Raw genomic sequence first — 24270 nt, forward strand, 5'->3', positions numbered from 1 at the left:
ATAAAGTAAGGTTATAACCTGAATTTCGGGCCGCCAGGTTGATCAAGTGACCATCATTGGACAAACTCGAATTCAAATGAGGTGTCGCGTTTTATGTTCGCGACGGACTTTTGTTGATGGTATAGCTTAAGTGATTGGGCTTAAAGTTATTTTCTGAAAAAAGTCTCGCCCGGCCCGCCATCAGAACGTTTAAGAGTGAAAGGCTTCTCAATCACCCCCACCTTGCGCGATTGTGGCAATTGAGACAGCCGTTCTAAGAGTTGACCTACCCCCCCATAAACTGGTCCATTTTGAGTGTGAATATTCTTGTTTATGATGGGCAGCCCGTCAAAATATGTCGTATTTTTTATGTGAGTGGGAACAATGCCTGAAAAAAGAATTCTCGTTACGGGAGGTGCCGGATATGTCGGATCGCATGCCTGCAAGGCTCTGGCGGCGGCAGGATTTACGCCGATCAGTTTCGATAACCTCTCAAATGGGCATGAGTGGGCGGTAAAGTGGGGCCCCTTGGTCCGCGGGGACATTCTCAATCCCGAAGATCTCGACGCGGTCATTGGCGAATATTCCCCTCTCGCGGTGATGCATTTTGCGGCGCTCATCGAAGTTGGTGAATCTGTTAAGTATCCAGAGCGTTTCTACCGTTCAAACGTGACGGGTGCTTTGAATGTTTTGGAAGCTATGCATCGCCACAGTCTCAAAAAGTTCGTTTTTTCAAGTACCTGTGCCGTTCATGGCGACGTTGGCGACCAGGCGATTGTCGAAAACTCACCGATCTCACCGATCAGTCCGTATGCCAAGACAAAAGCGTATGTGGAAAGTCTGATGGCGGACTTTTCGGCGGCCCACGGTTTGAACGGTACGGCCTTGCGCTATTTTAATGCATCAGGGGCTGATGGCGATGGCGAGATCGGCGAGGCCCACGATCCCGAAAGCCATTTGATCCCAATCGCTTGCCAAGCGGCTTTGGGACAGCGCGAAGGCATGTACATTTTCGGCGAAGATTACGACACGCCGGATGGCACCTGTGTGCGCGATTATATCCACGTCACCGATCTGGCAGATGCCCATGTCAAAGCTTTGGTGCGGCTTTTGGAAGGGCAAAACGGGATAGATGCGTTTTGCCTTGGCGGTGGTGTGGGGTCCAGTGTACGACAGGTTCTGGACACGGTAAAAGAGGTGTCCGGCGTGGATTTCCCCGTCAAAATGGAGGCCCGCCGCCCGGGCGATGCGCCGCGTCTGGTCGCTGATTTGACCAAAGCCAAAACCGTTTTGGGGTGGACGCCGAAGCAGAGCGATCTGCACAGCGTCGTTCAAACCGCATGGAATTGGCACAAAGAGCGGGCATAACTGCCGAATTTAGCTGTTGTTCGGCTTGTGGTGGGAGGCGGAGTTCGCTAAAAGAAACCCATAGATTCGAAGGCTTTTCACCGTCTGAGGGTCATGCCTGATATTTAGTTTTGGAGCCGATCATGAAAGTCGTTCTGCTTGCCGGTGGATTGGGGACGCGCATTGCCGAAGAATCCGATCTCAGACCCAAGCCCATGGTGGAAATCGGCGGTATGCCGATCCTGTGGCACATCATGAAGATGTACGCCTCTCACGGCCTCAACGAATTTGTCGTGTGCCTTGGCTACAAGGGCTACATGGTCAAAGAATATTTCGCCAACTACGTTCTGCATCGCTCCGACGTGACGATGGATCTGGCGAAAAATCAAATCACCTATCACTCCACGCAAGCCGAAGACTGGAAAGTCACCTTGGTCGACACCGGTGCCGATACCATGACCGGTGGCCGCGTCAAGCGTGTGGCGCCCTACTTGGATAAGGGGGAGCCCTTTTGCATGACCTATGGCGACGGTCTCTCGGACGTGGATATTTCTAAGCTGATCGATTTTCATAAAACCCAAGGCCGTGAAGCCACGGTGACCGTGGTTCGCCCGTCTGGCCGTTTCGGCGCGACCAAGTTGGACGGCGACCGGGTGAGTGAGTTTGTCGAAAAGCCTGCCGGTGAGGGCGATTTTATCAACGGCGGCTTTTTTGTTTTGGAGCCGAGCGTTCTCGACCGCATTGCCGGCGACGATACCATTTGGGAGCGCGCACCCCTGGAAGGTCTAACCGGGGACGGCCAACTGTCCGCCTTCCAACACGATGGCTTTTGGCAGCCCATGGATACGTTGCGTGAAAAACGCATGCTCGAAGATTTATGGGCTTCGGGCGATGCGCCCTGGAAGACCTGGGGCTGATGCATGGTGGGTTTGGATGAGGCCTGGGCGCGCACGACGACCATTGTCGTGACACACCATTCCAGCGCGGTGATCGGACCGTGCTTGGATAGCGTCTCGCGTTCGGCGCGCATCATTGTGATCGACAACGAAAGCACCGACGACACCTTAGACATCGTGCGCGCACGCACGCCGCAGGCGGAAATCATTCAAAACAAAATCGGTGTCGGGTACGGCAATGCGGCCAGCCAGGGGTTGGCGCTGGTCGAAACCGAATACGCCTTGTTGATGAACCCGGATGCAGAGTTCATCGGCGATGCCTATGGCAATTTAGTGGCCGAAGCCGATGCGCACCCCGATGCCGGGTTGTTGTCACCGTTGCTGTTGGGCACGGATGGCGATTATGATCGGGCGTGGAACGGGCCGCTGTTTTTGCGTGACCAAATGCCTAGCGACCGGTCCAACGAACCCAAGCCCGAAGGCTCGTTTTGCACTTGGGTGGTATCGGGTGCCGTGAACTTGGTGCGCATGTCGGCGGTCAATCAAGTTGGCTATTTCGACGATGCGATTTTCCTCTATCACGAAGACGACGACATTTGTCATCGACTGAAGGACGCGGGCCATAACATTGTGGTCGTCGCGGGGGCTGAGTGCCGCCATATTGGCGGTGGCTCCATCGGCGCGGGCTGGGACAGGCACTGGGAAAAATTCTATAACATGTCTTGGTCGCGCTTATACTTTGAAGCCAAGTACAACGACTTGGCGGCGGCCAAGCGGTTAGGTTGGAAACAGATGCTGCGCTTCGGTCCCAAAGCTTTGCTGATCTTCCGCCCGCGCAAAGCCGTTCGGGACGCGGCACGCTTTTGCGGCGCGCTGGACTTCATGCGCGCCAAAGCCGTTTCCAAAACAACCAACCGTGCACGCCCGAAGGGGGCTGAAATATGAGCATTTCCATCACGCCTGACTTTTGGAAGGGCAAGCGCGTTTTGCTGACGGGGCACACCGGGTTTAAGGGCACCTGGATGGCGTTGTGGCTGCAAAATTTGGGCGCTGAAGTTTTTGGTTTTGGCTTGGAACCCGACAGTGATCCCAGCTTGTTTGACATGCTCGCCCCCTGGGACGGGATTACGTCGATCATCGGCGATGTGCGCGATGGGGATGCCATTAAAAAAGCGGTCAAAGACGCGGACCCGCAAATCGTTATTCACATGGCGGCCCAGGCCTTGGTGCGCCGCTCTTATCGTGAGCCGGTGGATACCATCACGTCCAACATCGTCGGCACCGTCAACATGATGGAGGCCTTGCGCGACGCTGAAAACTTAGACGTTGCGTTGATTATTACATCCGACAAAGTTTATCAAAACACCGACGACGGCTTGGCCTTCGCTGAGGATGCCCCACTGGGCGGGGACGATCCGTACTCGGCGTCGAAAGCTTGCCAAGAAATCGTCACCCAGTCGTGGGCGAAAAGTTATTTTGGCGATCGCGACGTGGTGATCGCCACCGCGCGTGCGGGCAATGTCATTGGTGGGGGCGACTTTTCCGAAGACCGTCTCATTTGTGATATCTACCGGGCTTTGGCCAGCGGCGAGAAGCTGGTCTTGCGCAGCCCCGACGCCACGCGGCCCTGGCAGCATGTGCTGGATTTGGACGCGGGTTATTTAATGTACATCGAACGCTTGGCCAAACGGCAGGTAGACACACCCTTGGCGATGAATTTCGGCCCAGCCCCCGGGCCCAGCTACACCGTCGGCGCGATTACCGAAAAAATGATGGCAGCCCTGGGCCAAGACATGGACCCGGACATCAAGCCGTCGAAGCTGAAGGAAAAGACGCTGTTGTCCGTGGACGCCAAACAGGCGCGCGAGGTGTTGGGCTGGGAAGCGAAACTGGATGTCGATGCGACGGTGAAATTCACAGCGGATTGGTACGGCGCTTTTATGAACGGGGCGGATGCCAAAGAACTCACGGCGCGTCAATTGGAAGAGTACGGAGCATTTGAATGAGCACTTGTCGCTTTTGTGGTGCGGACATTTCTTTGGACCTGGTGGACCTGGGCGAACAGCCGCCGTCCAACAGCTATCTGAAGTCTGGCGATGCACCTGAAAAGGCTTTCCCGCTGCGCACGGTTGTGTGTGAAGACTGTTATCTGGTGCAGTTGGCCGACGAAGTCCCACCCGGTGAAATCTTCAACGCTGACTATGCATATTATTCTTCCTTTTCAGTCAGCTGGGTGGCACACGCCAAGGCCTATGCTGCAGATATGATCAAACGCTTCCAACTGGGGGCGAACAGCAAAGTGGTCGAGATCGCCAGCAACGACGGCTATTTGCTGCAGCACTTCGTGGGCGCAGGCGTCCCGGTTCTGGGGGTTGATCCGGCTGCGGGCTGCGCTGCGGCGGCGAAGGAAAAAGGCGTCGAAACCGAGGTCGCCTTTTTTAATGCTGAGACGGCAACGCGTCTCAAAGCGGCCGGCCACAGCGCGGATTTGATGGCCGCCAACAATGTCTTGGCCCACGTGCCCGACATCCGCAGCTTCGTCGAAGGTTTTGCCGTTTTGTTGAAAGACGACGGTGTGGTGACGTTTGAGTATCCGCATCTGTTGAACCTGCTCAATTTGGTGCAGTTCGACACCATCTATCACGAACACTATTCGTACCTGTCTTTGTTGGCGGTGGAACGGATCTTTAGCGAATGCGGACTTCGGGCCTTTGACGTGCAAGAGCTGACGACCCATGGCGGATCTTTGCGCGTGTTTGCGTGTAAAAAAGCGTGCACCCAATACCCTGATCAGCCCGAGCTGACGGCGATGCGGCTCAAAGAAAAAACGGCAGGCCTGGACTCGCGCCTCGCCTATCAGGGCTTCCAAGCCAAGTGTGAAGCAGTGCGTGAAGGATTGCTGTCGTTTTTGGCGGATGCCCGTGACAACTCTAAAACGGTTGTTGGTTACGGCGCGGCGGCCAAGGGCAACACGCTGTTGAATTATGCTGGGGTCGACGCCGATCAAATTGATTTTGTGTGCGACGGGAACCCAGCCAAGCAAGGCACCTATTTACCGGGCTCGCGCATTCCGGTGCTTTCGCCCGATCACATTGAAACGGCAAAACCGGATTACGTTGTGATTTTGCCTTGGAACCTCAAAACGGAAATCGGTGAGCAGCTGTCATCCATACGCACTTGGGGTGGCCAGTTCGTTGTCGCCGTTCCACAAATCGAGGTGTGGTGATGAAGATAACCCCGCTCAACATCCAAGGTGGCGCTTTGATAGAGATCGAGCGCTTGGGCGATGAGCGAGGATACTTCGCGCGCAGCTTTTGTGCGCAAGAGTTTGCAGACGTGGGTTTGAAACTGGATGTCGTGCAAAGCAACATTTCGCAAAACGCCCAGGCGGGCACCTTGCGCGGCATGCATTATCAAGCCGAACCCAAACCCGACCCTAAGTTGGTGAGCTGTATCCAAGGCGCGATCTTTGACGTCATCGTCGATATCCGTGTTGGGTCTGACAGTTATCTCGAGTGGTATGGTGAGGAGCTCAGCGCTGAGAACCGCAAAGCCTTGTTCGTGCCACCCGGCTGTGCGCATGGCTTCATCACACTCACCGACGATGCGGTGGTGCATTATCAAATGGGCGAAGTGTTTGTGCCCGAACTGGCCCGGGGTGTACGTTGGAACGACCCGGCTTTTGGCATCGACTGGCCGCGTGAGCTGGACGTGATTTCGGACCGGGACGCAAGCTATCCCGACGTGCAGGTGCTGACATGACCCGCGTGCTGGTCACGGGTGCAACGGGATTGATCGGCCGACATGCTGTTGCCGATTTGGTTGAACGTGGTCTCGACGTGCATGGTGTGGTCCGCACACGGCCATGTGATTTTCCTGAAAATATGACGTGGCACGAAGCCGACTTGCTCGACCCCGGCGAAGCCCAGCGTGTCGTTCAAGAGGCACAGGCGACACACCTGTTGCATTTGGCGTGGGTGACGGAGCACGGTGAATTTTGGGGCTCGCTCGACAACAAATTGTGGCTGACGGTTTCTCAGCGCTTAATCGACGCCTTCGTGGCACAAGACGGAAAGCGTGTTGTCGTGTCGGGTTCTTGTGCGGAATACGACTGGACCCAGTTGGGGGACGGAATTTGTCGCGAAGACGAAACGCCGCTGAAGCCTCATACGCTTTACGGGCAGTGTAAGGTGGCGTTATCGAATTGGCTGTTGAACCGGACAGATGTCCGTGCGGCGTGGGGCCGGGTGTTCTTGCTGTATGGCGAAGGCGAAGCTCCCAAACGCTTGGTTCCGGATGTTGCCCGGGCGCTGGTTGACGGCGCAGAGGCCAAATGTTCATCGGGCACACAAATTCGAGATTTTATGGATGCCCGTGACGTGGGGCGCGGATTTGCGGCCCTGTTGATGAGCGACGTGACAGGTCCCGTCAACGTCGCGTCGGGTGAGGCGGTCACCATTGCTGAGGTTGCGAACACTCTGGGCCAATTGGCGGGACGGGCGGATCTGGTCAAGCTGGGTGCTTATCCAGATCGAGCGGATGACCCGCCAAAACTGATTGCCAACGTTGAGCGATTGAATAAAGAAGTTGGGTTTACGCCCCTTATCAGCTTGCGAGACGGTCTCAAGGCGGTCTTAGACGGTTTTGTTTAAAATATCCACCCGGGTGATCTCTTGGGTGTCGCGATTGAGCTGAAAGGCCTGCGTGACTTCGGCTTGTCCATGGCTCACAGCACAGATAAGCCAAATCATTTCCGGTTCGAACGCCATGTTGACGTCGGTTTCAGATGGCTCTGCCGGGTGATCAGGGTGGGAATGATAATGACCGATGATTTCCTCTTCCGTCCCGCTCAACGCACGCATCAAATCGAATCGCACTTGAGGGTCGACCTCGAAACGGTCCATTCCCCCGCCGGCTGTTTCGTCGTGCAGCGTATTTGGGCTGGGCACAACGCGTGTGAGGGTTACCTCCCCCCTTGAATCCGTGCGTCCAGCCAACAGACCGCAACATTCAAAGGGATAGGCCGCTTCGGCCTGAGCGTGAATGTCGTCTAACTGATCGGAGCGGAGACGGATCATGGCTTAAGGATGTGTGGCTGTCTGATTCAAAACTTGTCCGGTGCGGGTGTCGATCACCACCAATAAGTCGGCGTTCACACCATCGCGCGCCACCAACAAGATTGCGCGCTTACCGTCCATGTTCACCGACAATATTTTTGCGGCTTCAGACAACCCCATGGAGCCTGCCGGAATATCCTTGAGCGTGGCCGTTGCGTCTTCCCCTTGGCTCGTCGTATCGTTGGAGCGGAACATCTTGTAGTCGGGGTTTTGGGCTTTTTGATAAAATCCATAGATGATCAGTCCCATCAACAAAACGATGAGAAAGCCCATCACCATCACTAAGCCTTTGAGCATTTCGGAAGTCCTTACAATCATGAACGACAAGTCTTGTGAGACGACATACACCGTACACGTACCACAAAACAAGGCCGGGATGCGCTTGGATAAGTTATTGAGCGAAGAATTGGATCAATTGTCGCGTGCGCGCATCAAGGCGTTGATGGACGATGACTGCGTTTTGATCGGCGATTTGGAGGGCGAGCCCCTCAAAGACGCCAAGAAAAAGGCGCGCGCAGGGGATGTCTTTGTCGTCTGTGTGCCGCCCGCTGTCGCGGCTGAACCGGAACCCCAAGACATTGCGTTGGACGTACTCTATGAAGACGACGACCTGATCGTCATCGACAAACCGCCGGGCCTGGTGGTGCATCCGGCGGCGGGCAATGCCGACGGCACGTTGGTCAATGCCTTGCTACATCATTGCAAAGGCAGCTTGTCGGGCATCGGCGGGGTGGCGCGCCCTGGCATTGTCCATCGCCTAGATAAAGGCACGGGCGGCTTGATGGTGGCGGCGAAAAACGATCGAGCTCATGAAGGGCTCAGCAAGCAGTTCGCAGATCACTCTTTGGACCGGGCATATTATGCGCTGGTGTGGGGCGTGCCAAAACCGTTGAAGGGCGAGATTGAGGGCAATATCGGACGTTCCCCCCAAAACCGCAAAAAAATGGCTGTGGTGGAGCGCGGCGGGAAACACGCGCTCACACGCTACAAAGTCTTAAAGGTGTTTGGCACCGTGGCCTCCCTGGTGGAATGCCGCTTGGCGACGGGGCGCACGCATCAAATCCGGGTGCATATGACCTCCATCGGTCACCCTTTATTGGGGGATCCGGTTTATGGCGGCGGTGGAAAATCGAGAAAGACTCGGCTCTCAGAGAACACAAAAAACCTGATCAATCAGCTCGACCATCAAGCATTGTATGCTTTTGAACTTGGGTTTATGCACCCTTGCTCATATAAGAAGGTTGTGAATAACCGACCTGTTCCTCAATATATCAAAGACTTATGCATTTCTTTGGAAAAGGTTTGACATAGATAAATTCCTGAGTAATGTACTAGGGTATTGTTGCAGTCGCGGCAAATGCCGCGTATACTAAGTCCATAGGGAAGGGCCGATTAGGCCGCTAGTGAGGAGGTCATCAAAAATGGCTGAATTGTATAAAGCTACTACACAAAAAAGTGTGTCATTGCCGCGTTTGGACATTTCACCAGAGCAAAATCTTACGCGTTATCTCCAAGAAATTCGTAAATTTCCGATGCTGTCGTTGGAACTCGAGCAATCGCTTGCCAATGATTGGGTCAAAAATGCCAATGACGATGCGGCTCATCAGATGGTGACATCTCACCTGCGTTTGGTTGCCAAAATCGCCATGGGCTATCGCGGCTATGGTCTGCCGATAGCGGAACTGATTTCGGAAGGCAACGTCGGCATGATGCAGGCGGTTCAGCGTTTCGACCCGGACCGTGGCTTCCGTCTGGCGACGTACGCCATGTGGTGGATCCGTGCCGCCATTCAAGAATACATCCTGCATTCCTGGTCCTTGGTTAAAATGGGCACGACGGCGGCACAGAAAAAGTTGTTCTTCAACCTGCGCCGCCTCAAAGGCCAAATGCAGGCCTACGAAGAAGGCGACTTGACGCCGGAACACGTCACGGAAATTTCTGAAACCTTAGGCGTGTCGGAAACGGAAGTCGTCAACATGAACCGCCGTCTGGGCGGGCCGGACAGTTCTTTGAACGCGACGGTGCGCATGGAAGGCGATGAACAGTGGCAAGACTGGCTGGAAGACGATGGCGACAGCCAAGAAGACCAGCTGGGCGAGTTTCAAGAGCTCATCCGCCGCCGTTCGCTTTTGAAAGGTGCGATGAAGAGCCTGTCTGGCCGCGAACGCACCATCTTGACCGAACGTCGTCTCAAAGAAACGCCGGCAACGCTGGAGAACCTCTCCAAGTCGTTTGGCATTTCGCGTGAACGTGTGCGTCAGATCGAAGTGCGCGCCTTTGAAAAACTGCAGAAATCGGTCAAGAACGCTATGATCGAGCAAAACATCTCGGCTTAAAGTTCCCAGACCCCCTCAAAACAAAACCGCCGCTGAAGATCTGCGGCGGTTTTTTTGTGCTCAGAGCGCATGCATTTAGGCGCATATTAGGGATTGTGCGGCCGCCCCCCGTCCATGTCTATGTGGTCCATGGCGTGCTCAAGGTGATCTTCTTGGGCTTCTTCTTTTTGCATTTCGACGATGGCGGCAACGTCCTCACCCCATTCTTCAATCAGGTCCTTTTGTTCGCCGCGCAGCTGGGCCACTTTGCGTTGCTGTAATACCATCACAAACGAACTGATGACCGACGGTAAGGTCAAGAATAACAGCCAGCCGAATGCGGCAGAAGAGTACATCACTAAGAGTGTCCAGACGTCGGAAATGATCTCGGCCGAGCTGTGCCAGGTGTTGATCCCCGCCCACAGATCGATGACATAGGGAAAGACGCCAATGACATTGATCGAGCCGACACTCACGGCGCCACTTTTTTGTTTGCTGCGATCGACGATCAGCGCCACGATCGTGGGCACAAGGCCAACTACCACCAACAATAAGGTCGGCCCAGCCACCACGGCAAACAAGGCCAACAATAATAAAGCCCACGTGATGTAGGTGCTGCCGCGCCGACGCATGTTTTCGTTGCTCATGTCGGAAGGCATTTGTTGATTCATATTAAATCCTCCCTACAACGCCTTTACAAAGATAACGACGGTGACAGCGATCATGGAAACCACCAAAGCCATCATCGCGGTCGCGCGCTCACCCGATTCTGTGGCGCGTTTCTTTTGATCGACATCGCCGCCGACATAGCTATCGATTTCAACTTCGGCTTGGGCGAACGCCAATTGGGCTTCTTCGAAATCAACCTTGTCGACATGGCGGCGTTCGGCGTTGTCAATGAGATCGAAGAGTTCAGGCAGCCGGCCTTGTCGAACCAAGGCTGGAATTTCGCTTTCAATGCGTCTGCGTGTGGTGCGGCTGTGATAGGTCTTGATCGCGGGTTGCAACAATCCGCCCAACCAGCTGGACAATCCGAACAAGGTCTGTATTTTTGAGCGCCACTGCATCAGCGCATACAGGCTCAATATTCCGATCAGCGACGCGTCTTCGCGCCCATCAGTTATGGCTTTGAGGTGAGGCGTGATGTCGTGCTTAAAGTGCGTAGCGATGTAGGCCGCAATGTGCTTGTCCATGGGCAGTTCATGTGTGTCGACATGATCGGCGACTTCATCCATGGCCTTCAAGAAGTCATCGATATGCCCGACATATGCCGTTTGCAAAATTGGGCTTTGGCACGGCAGATTTTCGTTGAGCTCATAGAGGCAGCGTTCCAGTCCATATCCCATTTCGCCAATGCGTGCGAACCCGCGCAGCGCGTTGAAGGTTTTTTCCATAATGGTCAAGTCGGGTGTTCGGTTTTCCTGACAGGCCACCCAATAGCTCACCAGATCACGGGCCAAGATCTCTCCTGGCATTTGGAAGTTTCCAGTGCGTAGGTATTCGATCGCCACGGCGTCGCCGAACCCGTCGGGTTGGAATGCAAATGATTTAAAGCGGATCGGTCCTTTGTGATCCAGGCGCATACAGACTTTAGACACCAAAACATCGTCGGAACCGTCAGGAGAGTTTTCGTGCACCTTGGCGATGGTCACGGCGCCGGCTACGCCATCGGCAATATGATTGTCGCCCAGGCTGGAGCGTAGCCATTGTTCCAGCTTGCCGCCTTTGATTTGTTTGACGGCCTCTTTGATGTTTTTTGAAAACGCATGGGCGATGGCTATGGTGGTGCGGAGATCGCGCCCGCCGAACTTAAATGCAGTTTTGGGTTTGGGTGCGGGGCGGCGTTGGATGGGGGTTTTCTTTTGACCGTTCAGCCAGGTTTCCAACGCTTCGCCGTTCCAACGTTCAAACTCGTCATCGGCCAGCAGGCCGCGTAGTGGTTCGATCAGGGACAAGGGGACGCGTTCGTTGCCGCATAGGGTCTGGTAGCTGCCGTATTCGGATTTTGCGGCCAACATGTCGTCTTCAGAGAGCTTGCGCACCGGGTTGTAGCCCAAAAGGGCAAACAGGGCGGTGACGCCTAAAGCATACATATCGTCGTAGGACATTCCTTCACCGCGCCCGGACGGCATGGCGTAGGCCCGTTCGATGGTTTCATAGATGGCGGGTTGGTCGTATCCCGGGGGCGAGGTGATGCATTCTCCCAAAACCAATTGCCGGCGTTCCTTGTCGAGGAAGAACAAATTGTCGACGCGTACAGCCCGGTGCGCATAATCAATCGCAGCCAATTCTGTGGCCGCTTGGGCTATCGGCTCCATGATCAATTTGCCCAGTTCATATTCATTAATGCGGATAGGCTTGTCGCCGAACGCATCAATCAAGCGCCCGCCCATGGGTCGTTCGTAAATGGCGATGACCGCAGTCTGTTCCGTCGCCGTCCAAAACGCCGGGCCAAAATCGACCAGCAGCAACATCCCGTTCATGCGCCGGGCTTTTATTTCGCGCATCATGCGGGTGCGCAGGGGGATGCCGGGCTTGGTGACCAAGGCAAAGACATGACGACCGGGCTCGCGCCGGTCTTCTGCGGCGTAGGCATAGGCCTGGGGTGAGTTAAGCTCTGTCAACGCCATGGACGGATAGACGGTATAGCGGCCATTGACGGTGACGGGGGGGTGATCGATGGGATCGAGCTTGGGCTGATCCGTATCGTAATCCGGCATCGGAATGTCGGGGGCTTTGCCCTTTGAGGCCTGTTGGGGGACGCTGGATTCTATGGGTTCAGCCAGAGCGTCTTCGGTGCTGTTCTCTGGGGTGCTGTTCTCTGGGGTATCAGCCTCAGACGCGCTTTTGGATGCGACGGCCGCGTTTTCGAGTTCTTTAAGAGACGGTGTGTCGTCTGTTTTGGGTTCGCCAGAAGACGTATCCGTAGGCACGCCAACAGCTCCGCCACCGTCATCCGGTGCGGGCGCGCTGTTCTGAGCCTCAGCCGTTTCTACGGCTTGGTCCAGGGCGTCGGCCATCTTTGCCCTCCTGCCCGAGTTCTACGGGCGTATAAGATATCGCTTAAATGTAGCCATAAAAGGCCTAAAAAACAATGACTTTGAACGATTCTCGATGCATTTCGGGCCCCGCGTATGGTTAACGCGGGGCCCGAATCACTATTGGTAGTACCTTAGGCGAAAAGGCCCCTAAAAATCTTAATCCGCAAACGGGTCGTGGACCAAGATTGTGTCGTCGCGTTCGGGGCTGGTGGACAGAAGTGCCACGGGTGCTTCGATCAGCTCTTCGATGCGGCGCACGTATTTCACGGCGCTGGCGGGCAGGTCCGCCCAGCTGCGCGCACCATAGGTGCTTTCCGACCAGCCTTCCATGGTCTCATAGATGGGCTCGACGTTTTCTTGCTCTTTGGTGGACGCGGGCAGGTGGTCCAGCTCTTTGCCGTCCAGCTTGTAGCCGACGCAGACTTTGAGCTCTTCCATGCCGTCCAAAACGTCCAGCTTGGTCAGCGCGATGCCGCTGATGCCGTTGACTTTAACGGCTTGGCGCACCAGAACGGCGTCGAAGTAACCACAGCGGCGCGGACGGCCCGTGGTGGTGCCAAATTCGTGACCGCGCTCCCCCAGGCCCTGGCCGACGTCGTCGAACAGTTCGGTGGGGAAGGGGCCTGCGCCGACGCGGGTGGTGTAGGCCTTGGTTATGCCCAGGACGTAATCAATGGCGTTTGCACCCATGCCCGAACCGGCGGCAGCTTGGGACGCCACCACGTTCGAAGAGGTCACAAACGGATACGTGCCGTGATCAATGTCCAAAAGCGTGCCTTGCGCGCCTTCGAACAAAATGCGTTTGCCCGAGGTTTTGGCTTCGTCCAGGATTTTCCAGGTGGTGTCAACGTAGGGCAGAAGCTTCGGCGCCATTTCCATCAAGGAGGCGACGATTTCGTCGGCGTCCAAAAGCGGCTGGCCCAAACCTTTGAGCAGCGCGTTGTGGTGGAACAGCATTTTGTCCACTTTGACTTTGATCAGCTCTTCATCGGCCAAGTCACCGGCGCGGATGGCGCGGCGCGCGACTTTGTCTTCGTAGGCCGGACCGATGCCGCGCCCGGTGGTGCCGATTTTGGCTTTGCCCAATGCAGCTTCGCGCGCTTGGTCCAGGTTTTGGTGCAGCGGCAAAATCAGCGGTGCGTTTTCCGCGACCTTCAAGCGGTCGGGTGTGACGTCGACGCCTTGTTCTTTGATGCTGTCGATTTCGCTCATGAGGTTCCACGGATCCAGCACCACACCGTTGCCGATGACCGATAGCGTGCCTTCGCGCACGATGCCGCTGGGCAGGATGTGCAGCTTGTAGGTCACGCCGTCAATGACCAGCGTGTGACCAGCGTTGTTGCCGCCTTGGAAGCGCACAACGACGCTGGCGCGTTCCGAAAGCCAGTCGACGATTTTACCTTTGCCTTCGTCGCCCCATTGGGAGCCGACGACCACTACGTTGGCCATGTTAAAACCCTCTTCCCCTTAAAATTATGTCAGTTCACGCACAGAGCCGCCTTCAAGCCGGTGCGTGCAGTTGAGGCGACGGGCTTCAGTGTCCGCATCGCCGGTCTCATCTAAGGCGCTGATGGTGCGCCAACCCTCATCGCGAAGTTTTCGGGCCTCAGCGGCCGGAGTGTTCGCAGGCAGATAAACGCTGCCCTTTTGTTCGCCTGCGGGCAGAGCCTGCAAGACGGTATCCATAAACACAGTGAATCCTGTGGCACTTTCGGCGTTGCCGTTACCTTCGGATTCATAGTGACCGCCGCGGCCCAGTTCGCCTTTGGCAGCGCGGGCAAACAGCGCAAACGTCACGCCCGTGTGATATTCAAAACCCCGGATCTCCACCGGATCTACGGTCAGTTGAATGTTGGCGTTAGCGGTTTTCAGGCCTTCGACCACTGCGCTCAAATGCGTGCACAAATCGCGTGCGCTTGCGGGCAGGTCAATGGCGCTCAGTTTTTCCAAGGCCTGTTCGGCGGAGCCCACGGCTTCGATCATTCCCAACAAAGCCGTGGTGGCCGCATCGCCTAAGGTATCGCCCAAAGCCCCAACGGCGGCAGCGTCCTTGCGGTTTAAGGCGGTGAGCAAATCGCGCGATTGGTCTTTGGAAAGTTCCACATCGTCCAACACCAAGCCCGCCAAGGTGGGCAGGCCCAAATCGATGGACAGATTTTCCAAGCCAATGGCGTCCAAGGCTTCGACCGCCATCAAAATCACTTCGACGTCGGCCGCCGGGCCGGATGCGCCGATGAGCTCTGCACCCACTTGGCCGAATTGGCGTTCGGGGCGCAATTGCGATCCTTTGACGCGCACGACTTGTCCGGCGTAGGCCAGACGCAGCGGGCGGGGGGAATTGCTCATGCGCGAACCGGCGATGCGCGCCACTTGCAGCGTCATGTCGGGGCGCAGCGCCAACATGCGTTGGCTGACCGGGTCTTGGACGCGGAACGTTTGGTCCGCCATCGCCTGGCCGGGGCCGTGCAGCAGGTTTTCTTCAAACTCCATCATGGGCGGCTTCACACGGCCATAGCCCCACGCGTCAAAATGGGCAACCAGACGCTCTGCGGCGTCGGCTTCGCGGGCGGCTTCGGGCGGCAGGCCATCTTGCATGCCTGCGGGCAGCAGGGCCTTGTCGGTAATGTCGCTCATGGAATTCGGACTTTGTTCGGGTATCTGAAATCTTCTTCGAGACGTCCGGTGAGACGCCACTTCGGGTCAAATCGGACAAGAGACTGAGTAAGTAGCCGAAAACGCGCTTTTGGGCAAGTCCGCCAATGCCCTGTTCAGTAAGGAATGCTTAACGGGTTGGGGGTAAGACTCAGGGTTCTGTGCGTCCCGAGCGTGTGATTTTCGGGATTTAGCAAGGGATAGATGAGCATGAACACGCAGACAGTCGCAATTGAGCCTCAGGCCTCCAACACAATCACCCAAATGGTGACGTTGGGACTTTATGGCGTGGGCATTGGTGCGGGTGCGCTTTTTGGCGTTGCGGCGATTCTCCTGGTGGCTTAATCACCTGAAATTTATCAAAATTTCCAAGTCAGTGGGCTTTGGGTGCTTTCCCAGGTGCCCTTGTCGATGGTTTTTCCCGATTTCATCACCACAAAACTGCGGCGTTTGTAGTGCGGCAAAACGCGACTGAGCGCTTTTAGGGCTTGAAGGTCTTCAGCTTCCACCGCCAAGACCGTCTGGTCGCCTTTGGTTTTAAAGGCCCAAGCCCGCGCGTCGCCTTTGGCGGCGATATCTGCGGGGGGCGCGCTCCAGTCTCTGGCTTTTAAGTGCGCCCGAACGTCGACAGCCGGACCGGAGACGATCAAGGTTTTGGCCTGATTGGGGTCCAACAGGCGCAGCCGGGTCTGAAGCAAACGCGCAGCAAGATTGAAAGCCCCGTCGCGCAATTCGCCGTCGCCCAAAGCCATCAGCTGGGTTTGGGCGTCGAGTGTAATGTCGCGCAGTATAGGTGGGGCTTCGCCGGGATGGAGCTTGCGAAAGATATCGCCGTTGGGGTCAATGGTGAGGGTGCTGACGGGCTTGAGCGTGCTCAGGCTGATGCTTTGAGTTTTTTTTCTCAAATTTACCGTTCGGCGCTGGTCGTCTAACTGCACGGTGAGGTCTAAGGGATAGGCCGGGCCGGGTTGGCGCTGTTCGATGGTGAAGGTGACGGACGTGTCCGTGCGTTGGGCGTCTTTTAAGACCAGATCCGGGGCACCTGTGCGTGAAATCCAAGCCTCAAAAAAAGCGTTAAGGTTTTGGCCGCTTTCGGCTTCAAACGCGGCTTGAATATCGGACCAGTCGCCGATTTTGCGTTGGTTGTCTTGGTAAAACCGCTGCAAAGCCTTGGTAAAGGTCTCAGCGCCCAGCTGGGTTTTGAGCATGTGAAACACGTAAGCGGTTTTGCCGTATCCCACCACTTGGGCGGCGTCGTGGATTTTGGATCGGAACGCCGAGATGGGCTTGTCGCGATCTGCGGGCAAGGCGGCGTAGTTTCTCAGCCACTCCATGCGCTTGGCCTTGCCGCCGCCGGGCTTGGCGGCTTCGGCCATGGCGTGGTCGGCTTGGTAGGTGGTGAGCCCCTCGGCCCAGTTGCCCGTGGCGTAATCGACGTCCACGGCGTTGCCCCACCAGTTGTGCACAATTTCGTGGGGCAGGGAGGTGTAGCGGATAAACGGCAGGGTCAGGACACGCTTGCCCATATAGGTCATGCCGGGCAGGCCCCAGCCGACGGGGGCGGGCCCAGAAATGATGGCGAACCCCGGATAGGGATAAGAGCCGATTTCATGGGCATAGTATTGAATATAGCGCGCGCTGTCTTTGAGATAGTCTTGCGCGAGCTTGGACAGTTCAGGATGGAAGTAGGTGCGGATCCGCACGCCGTCCGACATCAGCTCGTCGACCTGGAACGGCCCCGTGATCAACATAGGCGCCGGGCTGAAACGGGTGATTTTGTACTGCGCCCGGTAGCCCTCAGCGTCCTCGTCTTCGGCTTCCAGTTTACCGGGCAGCACAAACGTTTGGCCCTTTGGGGTTTCCCCCGCAAGTTCCCACGTGGAAAGTTGGTCTTGTGGATGGGCCACCCAGCTTGGGTCAACAAAACCACCATCGCGGCTCAACCCTGCAAGGCCGAAGCCTTCGTAGGAGAGTTCCAGTGTGTGATTGCCAGGTTCGGCGAAGATGATGATCATTTCTGCGCCATCACGGCTATAGGTGATGGGCACACCGTCCGACGTTGCACTGGAGATTTTGAGTTCGTCTGAGATATGCAAGACGACTTCGCCCGTTCCGGCAATCTCCAGGGTGTCACGAACCCGAAGGGATTTTTTGTCCGGATCGATTTTGAAGGCGACGGCGTGGTGCAAAACCTCGGCTGCGAAGGCCGGGGCCGGGGACAGGGCCAGGGAAAGCGCAACGGTCCAGAGCGCCAACGCGATGATCCTGCCGAGCGTGCGCATTAGTTATTCCCATGCACACTTTTGTGGGCGGCGTCTTGCTCAGCCAAAGTCGGGAAGCGGGCCATGATATCGAGCTCAGTCTTGTCGCGCTTGATCTTCAGCGGCAGAACGGTGCCGGGGCTCATGGACTTGATGATCTCAACCAAATCACCGACTTTTTTGACCGGGGTTCCCGCAGCTTTGACAATGACGTCGCCTTTTTGAAGGCCGTGTTTCTGGGCGATGGATCCTTCGACCACGTCACCAATGAGCACCCCGTCGTCCGAACCTTCGATCATCACCCCCAGTTTGGGCTTAGGCCGGTTGAAGGCTTGTTTGGTGGGTTCGATGCCGAACACCGCATCGGCAGCGACGCGATCGCCACGTTGCAGATCGGAACATTTGCGCAGATCATCCCACGGCGTCAACACACCATAATTGGTGCGGCCCAAATGATTGAGTTGTTCGGGAATGCCGAGGAAATGATCCATGTGTCCGCGCCCGACAATGGCGACGAATTGCGGGGTGCGGCCTTGGGTTTCGGCGGCTTTGAGCGCGCTGTCAGCGGCCTCGGCCATGGCGCGGTCCCAGGTGAGCTGCACGTCAACAAAGTTGGAAAACATTGGGTTGTCCAACGTCGGCGTTTTCGACGCGTCTTTGTCGTCGTGTCTGGTGTAAACGGCGGCCAACATATCGATATAGGGCTGAACGGCGGGCGCGGGATCACCGACACCTAAGCGTTCATCTTCAGGCACATTTTTCCAGCCGTTGGCAGAGATTTTGCGGATCAATGTCCGGTCCACGTTCAGCGCCACCATGGGTATGGTGTTCATGCGCGCAAACTGGAACAGGGGCATGTAGTGGCCGATGTCGTACTTCCAGACGGTTTCCCAATCGGTGTCGCGGGCGAAGTCGTCTTCGTTAAGCTCTCCGGCGACCCATTTGTCCAGCACGCCTTGGACCCGGCGGGGGAAACTTTCAAAGCCCAAAATCAGATCCGGGTTTTGCAGATAAAGCTGGGAAAGGGTCTGCATCTGCCAGCGGTGGTGATCGGCATATGTGTGGGTTTCGCCCAGCAGGACAAGGTCTCTGGTGCGCATCCGCTCGATCACAGTTTGGGTGGAGAGAGAGGTGCCCCGCGCTGGATCAAACCAAGTGCCTTGGGGCACACAGGCCGTGCCGCGCATGTCATCGGCAGCGCCCGCGAAGCTCGACGGTGTTTGGGCATTTACGACGCAGCCGGACAACGCCAAGCTGAGCGAGAGGCCTAGGCATACAGTTTTGAAGCTCATAGTCTTGAATCTAGCCGATAAAATGTGGCACGGCTATGGCGCGATTGCCTGAGACCCTATTGTCAGTCCGCGCTTCAATGGATAGGGTGCACGTCTTGAATTTTAGAGGAGAACCATCGGTGAGCAGATCCGGGCCTAACGGCGGCGCAATCGCTGCAGGCGACGTGCAAACGGCACAAGCCGGTGCGGACATTTTGAAGGCGGGCGGTAACGCGTATGACGCGGTTTTGGCAGCCTTGTTCGCGTCCACCATTGCCGAACCGGTGTTGTCGAGCTTGGCAGGCGGTGGGTTCTTGTTGGCGGCCCCCCAATCCGGACTGGCAACGCTTTACGATTTTTTCGCCCACACACCGCTCCAAAAACGCTCAGAAGTGGACTTTCACCCGGTTTTGGCCGATTTCGGCACGGTGACCCAGGAATTTCACATCGGCATGGGCTCCATCGCCACACCGGGCATCGTCAAAGGTGCGTTTGAAGTGCATCGCGAGCTGGGCCGTCTGCCCATGAGCGAAATTGTTCAGCCCGCCATAGATTTAGCCCGCCATGGTTTGGATTTGTCGCCGTTGCAGGCCTATATCTTCGAAATTGTCGAACCGATTTATATGTCGACGCCTGAATGCCGCCAACAGTATGCCAGCCCAAACAATTCCAATGCGCTCATCGGTGCGGGCGAACGCATGACGGTTCCGGCCAAGGCGGATTTTTTGGATGTTTTGGCGCGCGAAGGCGACGACTTGTTTTATCGTGGCGAGGTGGCCGCTGCCGTCGCGTTGGATTGTGAGGACAAGGGCGGGCACTTGGACCGGGCGGACTTTGAAAATTACCAGGTCCTCAAACGCAAACCGCTGGTGGTCGACTATGGCCAGGCGCGCATCTTGACCAACCCGCCGCCATCTGTTGGGGGCATTTTGATCGCGTTTGCGCTGAATCTGTTAAAGGACACGGGCTTGGGTGGTCACGAATTTGGTTCGTTTGCGCATCTTGACCAACTCGCCCAGGTGATGGCGTTGACCAATCAGGCGCGGGTGGAAAGCGGGCTTAATCAATGCCCAAAGGGGGGTGCAGAAAAGCTGTTGGATGCGGATTTCATCGAACGCTACCGCAGCGAAATTCTGGACGCGCCCAAAGCCCATCGCGGCACCACCCACATCAGTGTGATTGACCGCGATGGCAACGCAGCGTCCCTGACCGTGTCGAACGGGGAGGGCTCTGGCTATATCGCCCCCCATACCGGCGTGGTGTTCAACAATATGTTGGGCGAAGAAGACATCAATCCCGAAGGTTTCCACCAATGGCCCCAAGACACACGCATGTCGTCCATGATGGCGCCAAGCTTGTTGCAACGCGAAGACGGCATGAGCCTCGCGCTGGGTTCTGGCGGCTCTAACCGCATCCGCACGGCGATTTTGCAAGTCTTGCTGGACGTTTTGGAATTTGGTCAACACATCGAAGAAGCCGTGACGCGTCCGCGCATTCATTTTGAACGGGGCCTTTTGAACGTCGAATCCGGGTTTGACGAAGGGGTGGCTCACCAGCTGTCCCAAGCGTTTGAAAACTGCAAACTATGGGACGGCCAAAACTTGTTCTTTGGCGGCGTGCACGCGGTTGAATACAACGCGCGGACGGGCACGCTGTCGGGCAGCGGCGATCAACGCCGTGGCGGCGCGGCCTTAGTCGTTTAGTCTGTGCCTAATAAGCGCTTGCGCAAATCCAGATAACGCACGGTGGCGTCGGCTTGGTCCATGCATTCGGACAACTGCTCACACGGCACACCTTCTTCGCAGGCCGCGCGTTGTTTCAGGGTTGCCAAGCCATGGGCCCGGCATATGGATTTTGCAAACGTACCTCTGAGTGAGTGTGTTTCTACACGCGGAGCACTTCCGTCCGGGCCTTCTTTGGGCCCGTGCGCATATCCCTCTGAACGGTTCTCGTCCTCTTGAGGCACGGCCTTATGGGCCGTTTTTGCCATGCTGTGTCCTCCAATAGTCCCGCAACGTGTTCTGTCGTGCGGGGTAGATTAATAAGACGTTGGCCTGAACTGCTCGTGAACAGGCGCATCTTGCTCACTGCGCGAGTCTGGTCGATAAAACTCAAAAATTAGTTAACTCTAGGATTGGCGGCTAAATTGTCGTAAACCTATAATCAGAATGTGAGCGAACCTCGGAAGCCATTTAGGGAGGGCATACCGGTGAGCGATTCACTCAAAGACATCCGGCTCTTGTCCGAGTTGGATGAAAAAGAGTTAAGTGTTGTTGAGCGGAATTGCGCCTGGAAGACCTATGGCGCGAACGAGCAGATCATTGACCAGTACTCCAACAGCCGCGACATCTTGTTCGTAGCCGATGGGCGTGTGCGGGTGGTGAACTATTCTGTTTCGGGGCGTGAAATCACCTTTAGCGATTTGGAAGCCGGAAGCCATTTTGGTGAGCTTGCAGCTATTGACGGTTTGCCGCGATCGGCCAGCGTCATGGCCTTGAAAGAGACGCGCATTGCAGCGCTCCCATCGGAACAGTTTCACCAAATCGTCTTGGACCACCCCGAAATTGCGTTGAAGCTGATGAAGCATCTGGCGCATTTGGTGCGCACGTCAACGACGCGCATCATGGACTTGTCCACCCTTGGGGCCAACAACCGTATTCACGCTGACCTTTTGCGTTTGGGCCGCAGCATAACTGAAGACGACATGACCGCGTCCATCAAACCCATTCCGGTTCATTCCGATGTGGCGTCGCGTGTCAGTACCACACGTGAAACCGTGGCGCGGGTCATGAACGACTTGGCGCGCAAAGGCATTGTGGAACGTCAGAAAGACGCTCTGGTGATTTTGGACATGGAGCGTTTGGAAGACATGGTCGAAGACGTGCGTGGGGACTGAGGCTTCGCAATTGCGGACAACAAAAAAGGCCGGGACAATCCCCGGCCTTTTGTCGTTTTGGTGTCCGCTTTTATGCCAGTTCGTCTTGGCTGGGGCGGATTTCTTCCAAGAAGCGTTTCATCTCTTCGCGCAGGTGGGCGGATTGAGAGCTGAGTTCGTGAGCGGCAGAGCGGATATTTTCCGCCGAAGACCCCGTTTCCTCAGCAGCACGGTTGACCTCTTCGATAGAGTTTGACACTTCCGTCGTGCCTTGGGCGGCATGTTCGACGTTGCGGGCAATCTCTTGGGTCGCAGCACCTTGTTCTTCCACTGCGGCTGCGATGGTTGACGCGATTTGGCTGATGGAATCGATGGTTCCGCCAATGGATTTGATCGCTTGGACCGCGTCCGATGTGGCGTCTTGGATCTCATCGACTTGCGCCGAAATCTCATCCGTGGCCCGGGCCGTTTGGTTGGCGAGGTTTTTGACCTCACCGGCGACAACCGCGAAGCCTTTGCCGGCTTCACCCGCACGCGCCGCCTCGATGGTGGCGTTGAGCGCAAGCAAGTTGGTCTGATCCGCAATATCCGTAATCAACGCCACAACCTCGCCGATCCGGTTGGCGGCTTCCGCCAGACCTTGGACCTTCTCGTTGGTGGCATGGATTTCGGTCACAGCCTCGCTCGAAATATGGGTTGAGTGAGACACTTGGCGCGAAATTTCGCTGATGGCGTTGGACAGCTCTTCTGCTGCAGACGCAACGGTTGAGACGTTTTCGGACGCTTGCATGGCCGCATTGGTCACGGTTTGCGAACGTTCCGACGTGATCTTTGCCGTTGATGTCAGGCCTTCTGCATTGCCTTCCATACCGCCTGCTGCATCGCGCACGTTCTTGGCGATGGAGCCCACAGAGTTTTCGAAGTTGTCGGCCAGCTCCAACATGGCGCGCGCTTTATCACGCGCTGAAATGCGCGCAGCGTTGGCCTGTTCGGATTCCAGCCTCTTGACCTCGATGGCGTTGTCTTTGAAAACCTGAACCGCTTCGGCCATTTGACCGATTTCGTCTTCTTTGCCAACACCGGGGACTTCGACCTCCAGATTGCCATGGGCCAGTTTTTTCATGGCGTCGGTCATGACGTTCACAGGTTTGGTCAACAGCGTATTCAAAACGAAGAACAAGACACCAACCGTGGCGATGAAGAAGCCTGCTTTGGTTAGGAACGACATGGTCGAAGCACTTGACTGTTCATCCGCCAAGCGTGTCCGACCGTCGTTGACCTTGGCATCCACAGCTTCGGTTTGGGTGTGGACCCGCTCTTTGCTCGCCGCGCTGTCTTCTTTGAGTTTGGCGCGTTGCTGTTGGGCGACCGTTTCCATTTCGGCCATCTGTGCAGCTGCGGTTTTTTCCAACTCGATCAAAGCAGCACGTGACACGGCAACTTCCAAGACGCCGCGCAGCTTGGTATTTTTACCGTGACATGCCTGGCAGTCTTCGTCGTTTTCCATGATGTAGTAGGCAAACTCGACGGGCTCCAATTCACCGTCATCGTTTTCAGCTTCACCATTGGTGGAAAGGCCGATTTTGCGCTCTTCTACCGCTTTTTTCAAGGTGTCAGCGCGTGGGCCTTCATCAATGAAAACGGGATCCTCGGGATCGCGTTTTTCGAACGCATCACCGCCAGCCAGTATATTGATTTCGTCGATGGTCTTGTTATCGCGAAAGGACATTTCGCCGGACGGTCGCCACAGGTTGATGGCATAGATCGCCGGGTTTTCCAGCAGCGTGTCCATCATATCTTGGGCCGTAGCGGCTTCACCCATCATCATGGCGTTTTTGATCAACGTCAGGCTCGACGCAGCAATGCCGTTGCGCGTGCCTTCCAAGAATTTGCGGGTTTGTTCGGTGCTTAGTGTGTTTTCGGCAACGGACTTGGACAGTTGCGCTTCAAGATTCTGTTCAGAATTTTTAAGGTTGTCGTTTAGCAGCTCGTCAATTAAGGCGTCTTTATCTTCGATGGCGCTATGCATGACATGGGTGAGCGATTCGGTCTCTTCATTAAGCGTGTGTGTGATGCTCGAAGCAATGATGAAATCGGCCGCAGAACTGACGGTAATCAGCAAAACGGCTGCTGCTATGATCTTTGCACTCAGCGATTTCAGCAAGGGTGTCTCCCCTTTTCTGGGTTTTGTGTCCGCAATACGTGCCCAGGGTATTACTGCCACTCCTGTCAGCTTTTTTTATTTATTTAGGCCTTAAGGTGAATATTCCTTCGAGAACACTTATTTCTCAACAGATTTCTTCGAGAATAGTTCCAAAAAGTGAACAGATTCCCGTTTTTGGGCAGAAATCACAATTTTTTTGGGTTTTTTCGGAGAAGGCGTGATGGTCGTCACAGCGACGGGAGGGGAATCTCGCCATATTGAACGCATCGATGGCCACCGAGCCATCACCGAATACTCAAGACGATGGAAACGAACATGACTTCTCTCAAAGCCTTTGGCCTCGCATTATCGT

At 55.9% G+C, this 24270-nt stretch carries 22 protein-coding genes; 12 read left to right on the plus strand and 10 right to left on the minus strand.

Annotated elements, in window-relative coordinates; genetic code table 11:
* The first annotated feature begins 363 nt into the window (after positions 1-363).
* From galE to V5T82_RS09180, 7 genes are all read left to right on the plus strand, one after another.
* Complete coding sequence (galE, locus tag V5T82_RS09150) at positions 364-1347, plus strand: UDP-glucose 4-epimerase GalE (protein ID WP_332895320.1); 984 nt, start codon at positions 364-366, stop codon at positions 1345-1347.
* 122 nt (positions 1348-1469) lie between these two features.
* A complete protein-coding gene (rfbF, locus tag V5T82_RS09155; protein WP_332895322.1) occupies positions 1470-2243 on the plus strand; it encodes a glucose-1-phosphate cytidylyltransferase in 774 nt (257 codons plus the stop codon).
* A gap of 3 nt (positions 2244-2246) precedes the next feature.
* Entirely contained in the window at positions 2247-3167 is a 921-nt protein-coding gene (locus V5T82_RS09160) for a glycosyltransferase (protein WP_332895323.1), read from the plus strand.
* The gene (rfbG, locus tag V5T82_RS09165; protein ID WP_332895324.1) at positions 3164-4228 is read left to right on the plus strand and encodes a CDP-glucose 4,6-dehydratase; all 1065 of its coding nucleotides are present in this window, start codon (positions 3164-3166) and stop codon (positions 4226-4228) included. Before V5T82_RS09160 ends, rfbG begins: the two co-directional genes overlap by 4 nt.
* The gene (locus V5T82_RS09170) at positions 4225-5448 is read left to right on the plus strand and encodes a methyltransferase domain-containing protein (RefSeq protein ID WP_332895325.1); all 1224 of its coding nucleotides are present in this window, start codon (positions 4225-4227) and stop codon (positions 5446-5448) included. Before rfbG ends, V5T82_RS09170 begins: the two co-directional genes overlap by 4 nt.
* Complete coding sequence (gene rfbC, locus V5T82_RS09175; RefSeq protein ID WP_332895326.1) at positions 5448-5984, plus strand: dTDP-4-dehydrorhamnose 3,5-epimerase; 537 nt, start codon at positions 5448-5450, stop codon at positions 5982-5984. Before V5T82_RS09170 ends, rfbC begins: the two co-directional genes overlap by 1 nt.
* Positions 5981-6874 (plus strand): NAD-dependent epimerase/dehydratase family protein, encoded by an 894-nt coding sequence (locus tag V5T82_RS09180; RefSeq protein WP_332895327.1) that lies wholly within the window; start codon positions 5981-5983, stop codon positions 6872-6874. The genes rfbC and V5T82_RS09180 overlap by 4 nt, the downstream gene beginning before the upstream one ends.
* On the opposite strand, the gene V5T82_RS09185 is transcribed toward V5T82_RS09180, so the two are convergent.
* Together V5T82_RS09185 and V5T82_RS09190 are read right to left on the minus strand one after the other, a co-directional pair.
* Positions 6857-7300, minus strand: a complete 444-nt coding sequence (locus tag V5T82_RS09185) for a M67 family metallopeptidase (protein ID WP_332895328.1) — start codon at positions 7298-7300, stop codon at positions 6857-6859. The genes V5T82_RS09180 and V5T82_RS09185 overlap by 18 nt on opposite strands.
* 3 nt (positions 7301-7303) lie before the next feature.
* On the minus strand, positions 7304-7636 hold the full coding sequence (locus V5T82_RS09190; protein WP_332895329.1) for a hypothetical protein: 333 nt from the start codon (positions 7634-7636) through the stop codon (positions 7304-7306).
* A 19-nt stretch (positions 7637-7655) separates the two neighbouring features.
* Between V5T82_RS09190 and V5T82_RS09195 the strand changes: the two genes are divergently transcribed.
* Positions 7656-8645: an RluA family pseudouridine synthase gene (locus tag V5T82_RS09195; RefSeq protein WP_332895330.1), complete on the plus strand. Its 990-nt coding sequence runs from the start codon at positions 7656-7658 to the stop codon at positions 8643-8645.
* A gap of 115 nt (positions 8646-8760) precedes the next feature.
* Entirely contained in the window at positions 8761-9675 is a 915-nt protein-coding gene (gene rpoH / locus V5T82_RS09200) for an RNA polymerase sigma factor RpoH (RefSeq protein WP_332895331.1), read from the plus strand.
* A gap of 86 nt (positions 9676-9761) precedes the next feature.
* Here the strand turns inward: rpoH and V5T82_RS09205 are convergent, their stop codons facing one another.
* The 4 genes from V5T82_RS09205 to V5T82_RS09220 all read right to left on the minus strand — a co-directional run bounded on the left by V5T82_RS09205 (position 9762) and on the right by V5T82_RS09220 (position 15329).
* A complete protein-coding gene (locus tag V5T82_RS09205; protein ID WP_332895332.1) occupies positions 9762-10325 on the minus strand; it encodes a hypothetical protein in 564 nt (187 codons plus the stop codon).
* Between the two features lie 12 nt (positions 10326-10337).
* Entirely contained in the window at positions 10338-12674 is a 2337-nt protein-coding gene (locus V5T82_RS09210) for a serine/threonine-protein kinase (protein ID WP_332895333.1), read from the minus strand.
* A gap of 177 nt (positions 12675-12851) precedes the next feature.
* Positions 12852-14144 carry an adenylosuccinate synthase gene (locus V5T82_RS09215; protein WP_332895334.1) on the minus strand — a complete coding sequence of 431 codons (1293 nt, stop codon included), beginning with the start codon at positions 14142-14144 and terminating at the stop codon, positions 12852-12854.
* 24 nt (positions 14145-14168) lie between these two features.
* The gene (locus tag V5T82_RS09220) at positions 14169-15329 is read right to left on the minus strand and encodes an ATP phosphoribosyltransferase regulatory subunit (protein ID WP_332895335.1); all 1161 of its coding nucleotides are present in this window, start codon (positions 15327-15329) and stop codon (positions 14169-14171) included.
* A 228-nt stretch (positions 15330-15557) separates the two neighbouring features.
* Here V5T82_RS09220 and V5T82_RS09225 point away from each other — a divergent pair, with 228 nt between their 5' ends.
* Positions 15558-15692, plus strand: coding sequence for a hypothetical protein (locus tag V5T82_RS09225; protein WP_332895336.1), 135 nt, complete (start codon positions 15558-15560; stop codon positions 15690-15692).
* 14 nt (positions 15693-15706) lie between these two features.
* Here the strand turns inward: V5T82_RS09225 and V5T82_RS09230 are convergent, their stop codons facing one another.
* Both V5T82_RS09230 and V5T82_RS09235 read right to left on the minus strand, forming a co-directional pair.
* Positions 15707-17629: a M1 family metallopeptidase gene (locus V5T82_RS09230; protein WP_332895337.1), complete on the minus strand. Its 1923-nt coding sequence runs from the start codon at positions 17627-17629 to the stop codon at positions 15707-15709.
* On the minus strand, positions 17629-18900 hold the full coding sequence (locus V5T82_RS09235; protein ID WP_332895338.1) for a ChaN family lipoprotein: 1272 nt from the start codon (positions 18898-18900) through the stop codon (positions 17629-17631). Before V5T82_RS09235 ends, V5T82_RS09230 begins: the two co-directional genes overlap by 1 nt.
* 119 nt (positions 18901-19019) lie before the next feature.
* Here V5T82_RS09235 and ggt point away from each other — a divergent pair, with 119 nt between their 5' ends.
* The gene (gene ggt, locus V5T82_RS09240) at positions 19020-20582 is read left to right on the plus strand and encodes a gamma-glutamyltransferase (protein WP_332895339.1); all 1563 of its coding nucleotides are present in this window, start codon (positions 19020-19022) and stop codon (positions 20580-20582) included.
* On the opposite strand, the gene V5T82_RS09245 is transcribed toward ggt, so the two are convergent.
* Positions 20579-20869, minus strand: a complete 291-nt coding sequence (locus V5T82_RS09245; RefSeq protein WP_332895340.1) for a hypothetical protein — start codon at positions 20867-20869, stop codon at positions 20579-20581. The genes ggt and V5T82_RS09245 overlap by 4 nt on opposite strands.
* Positions 20870-21088: 219 nt before the next feature.
* Here V5T82_RS09245 and V5T82_RS09250 point away from each other — a divergent pair, with 219 nt between their 5' ends.
* The gene (locus V5T82_RS09250; RefSeq protein WP_332895341.1) at positions 21089-21775 is read left to right on the plus strand and encodes a Crp/Fnr family transcriptional regulator; all 687 of its coding nucleotides are present in this window, start codon (positions 21089-21091) and stop codon (positions 21773-21775) included.
* 70 nt (positions 21776-21845) lie between these two features.
* Here V5T82_RS09250 and V5T82_RS09255 read toward each other — a convergent pair whose 3' ends face one another.
* Positions 21846-23918 carry a methyl-accepting chemotaxis protein gene (locus tag V5T82_RS09255; protein ID WP_332895342.1) on the minus strand — a complete coding sequence of 691 codons (2073 nt, stop codon included), beginning with the start codon at positions 23916-23918 and terminating at the stop codon, positions 21846-21848.
* Positions 23919-24270: the final 352 nt, after the last annotated feature.

Source organism: Magnetovibrio sp. PR-2, assembly GCF_036689815.1.
In the GTDB taxonomy this organism is placed as follows: domain Bacteria; phylum Pseudomonadota; class Alphaproteobacteria; order Rhodospirillales; family Magnetovibrionaceae; genus Magnetovibrio.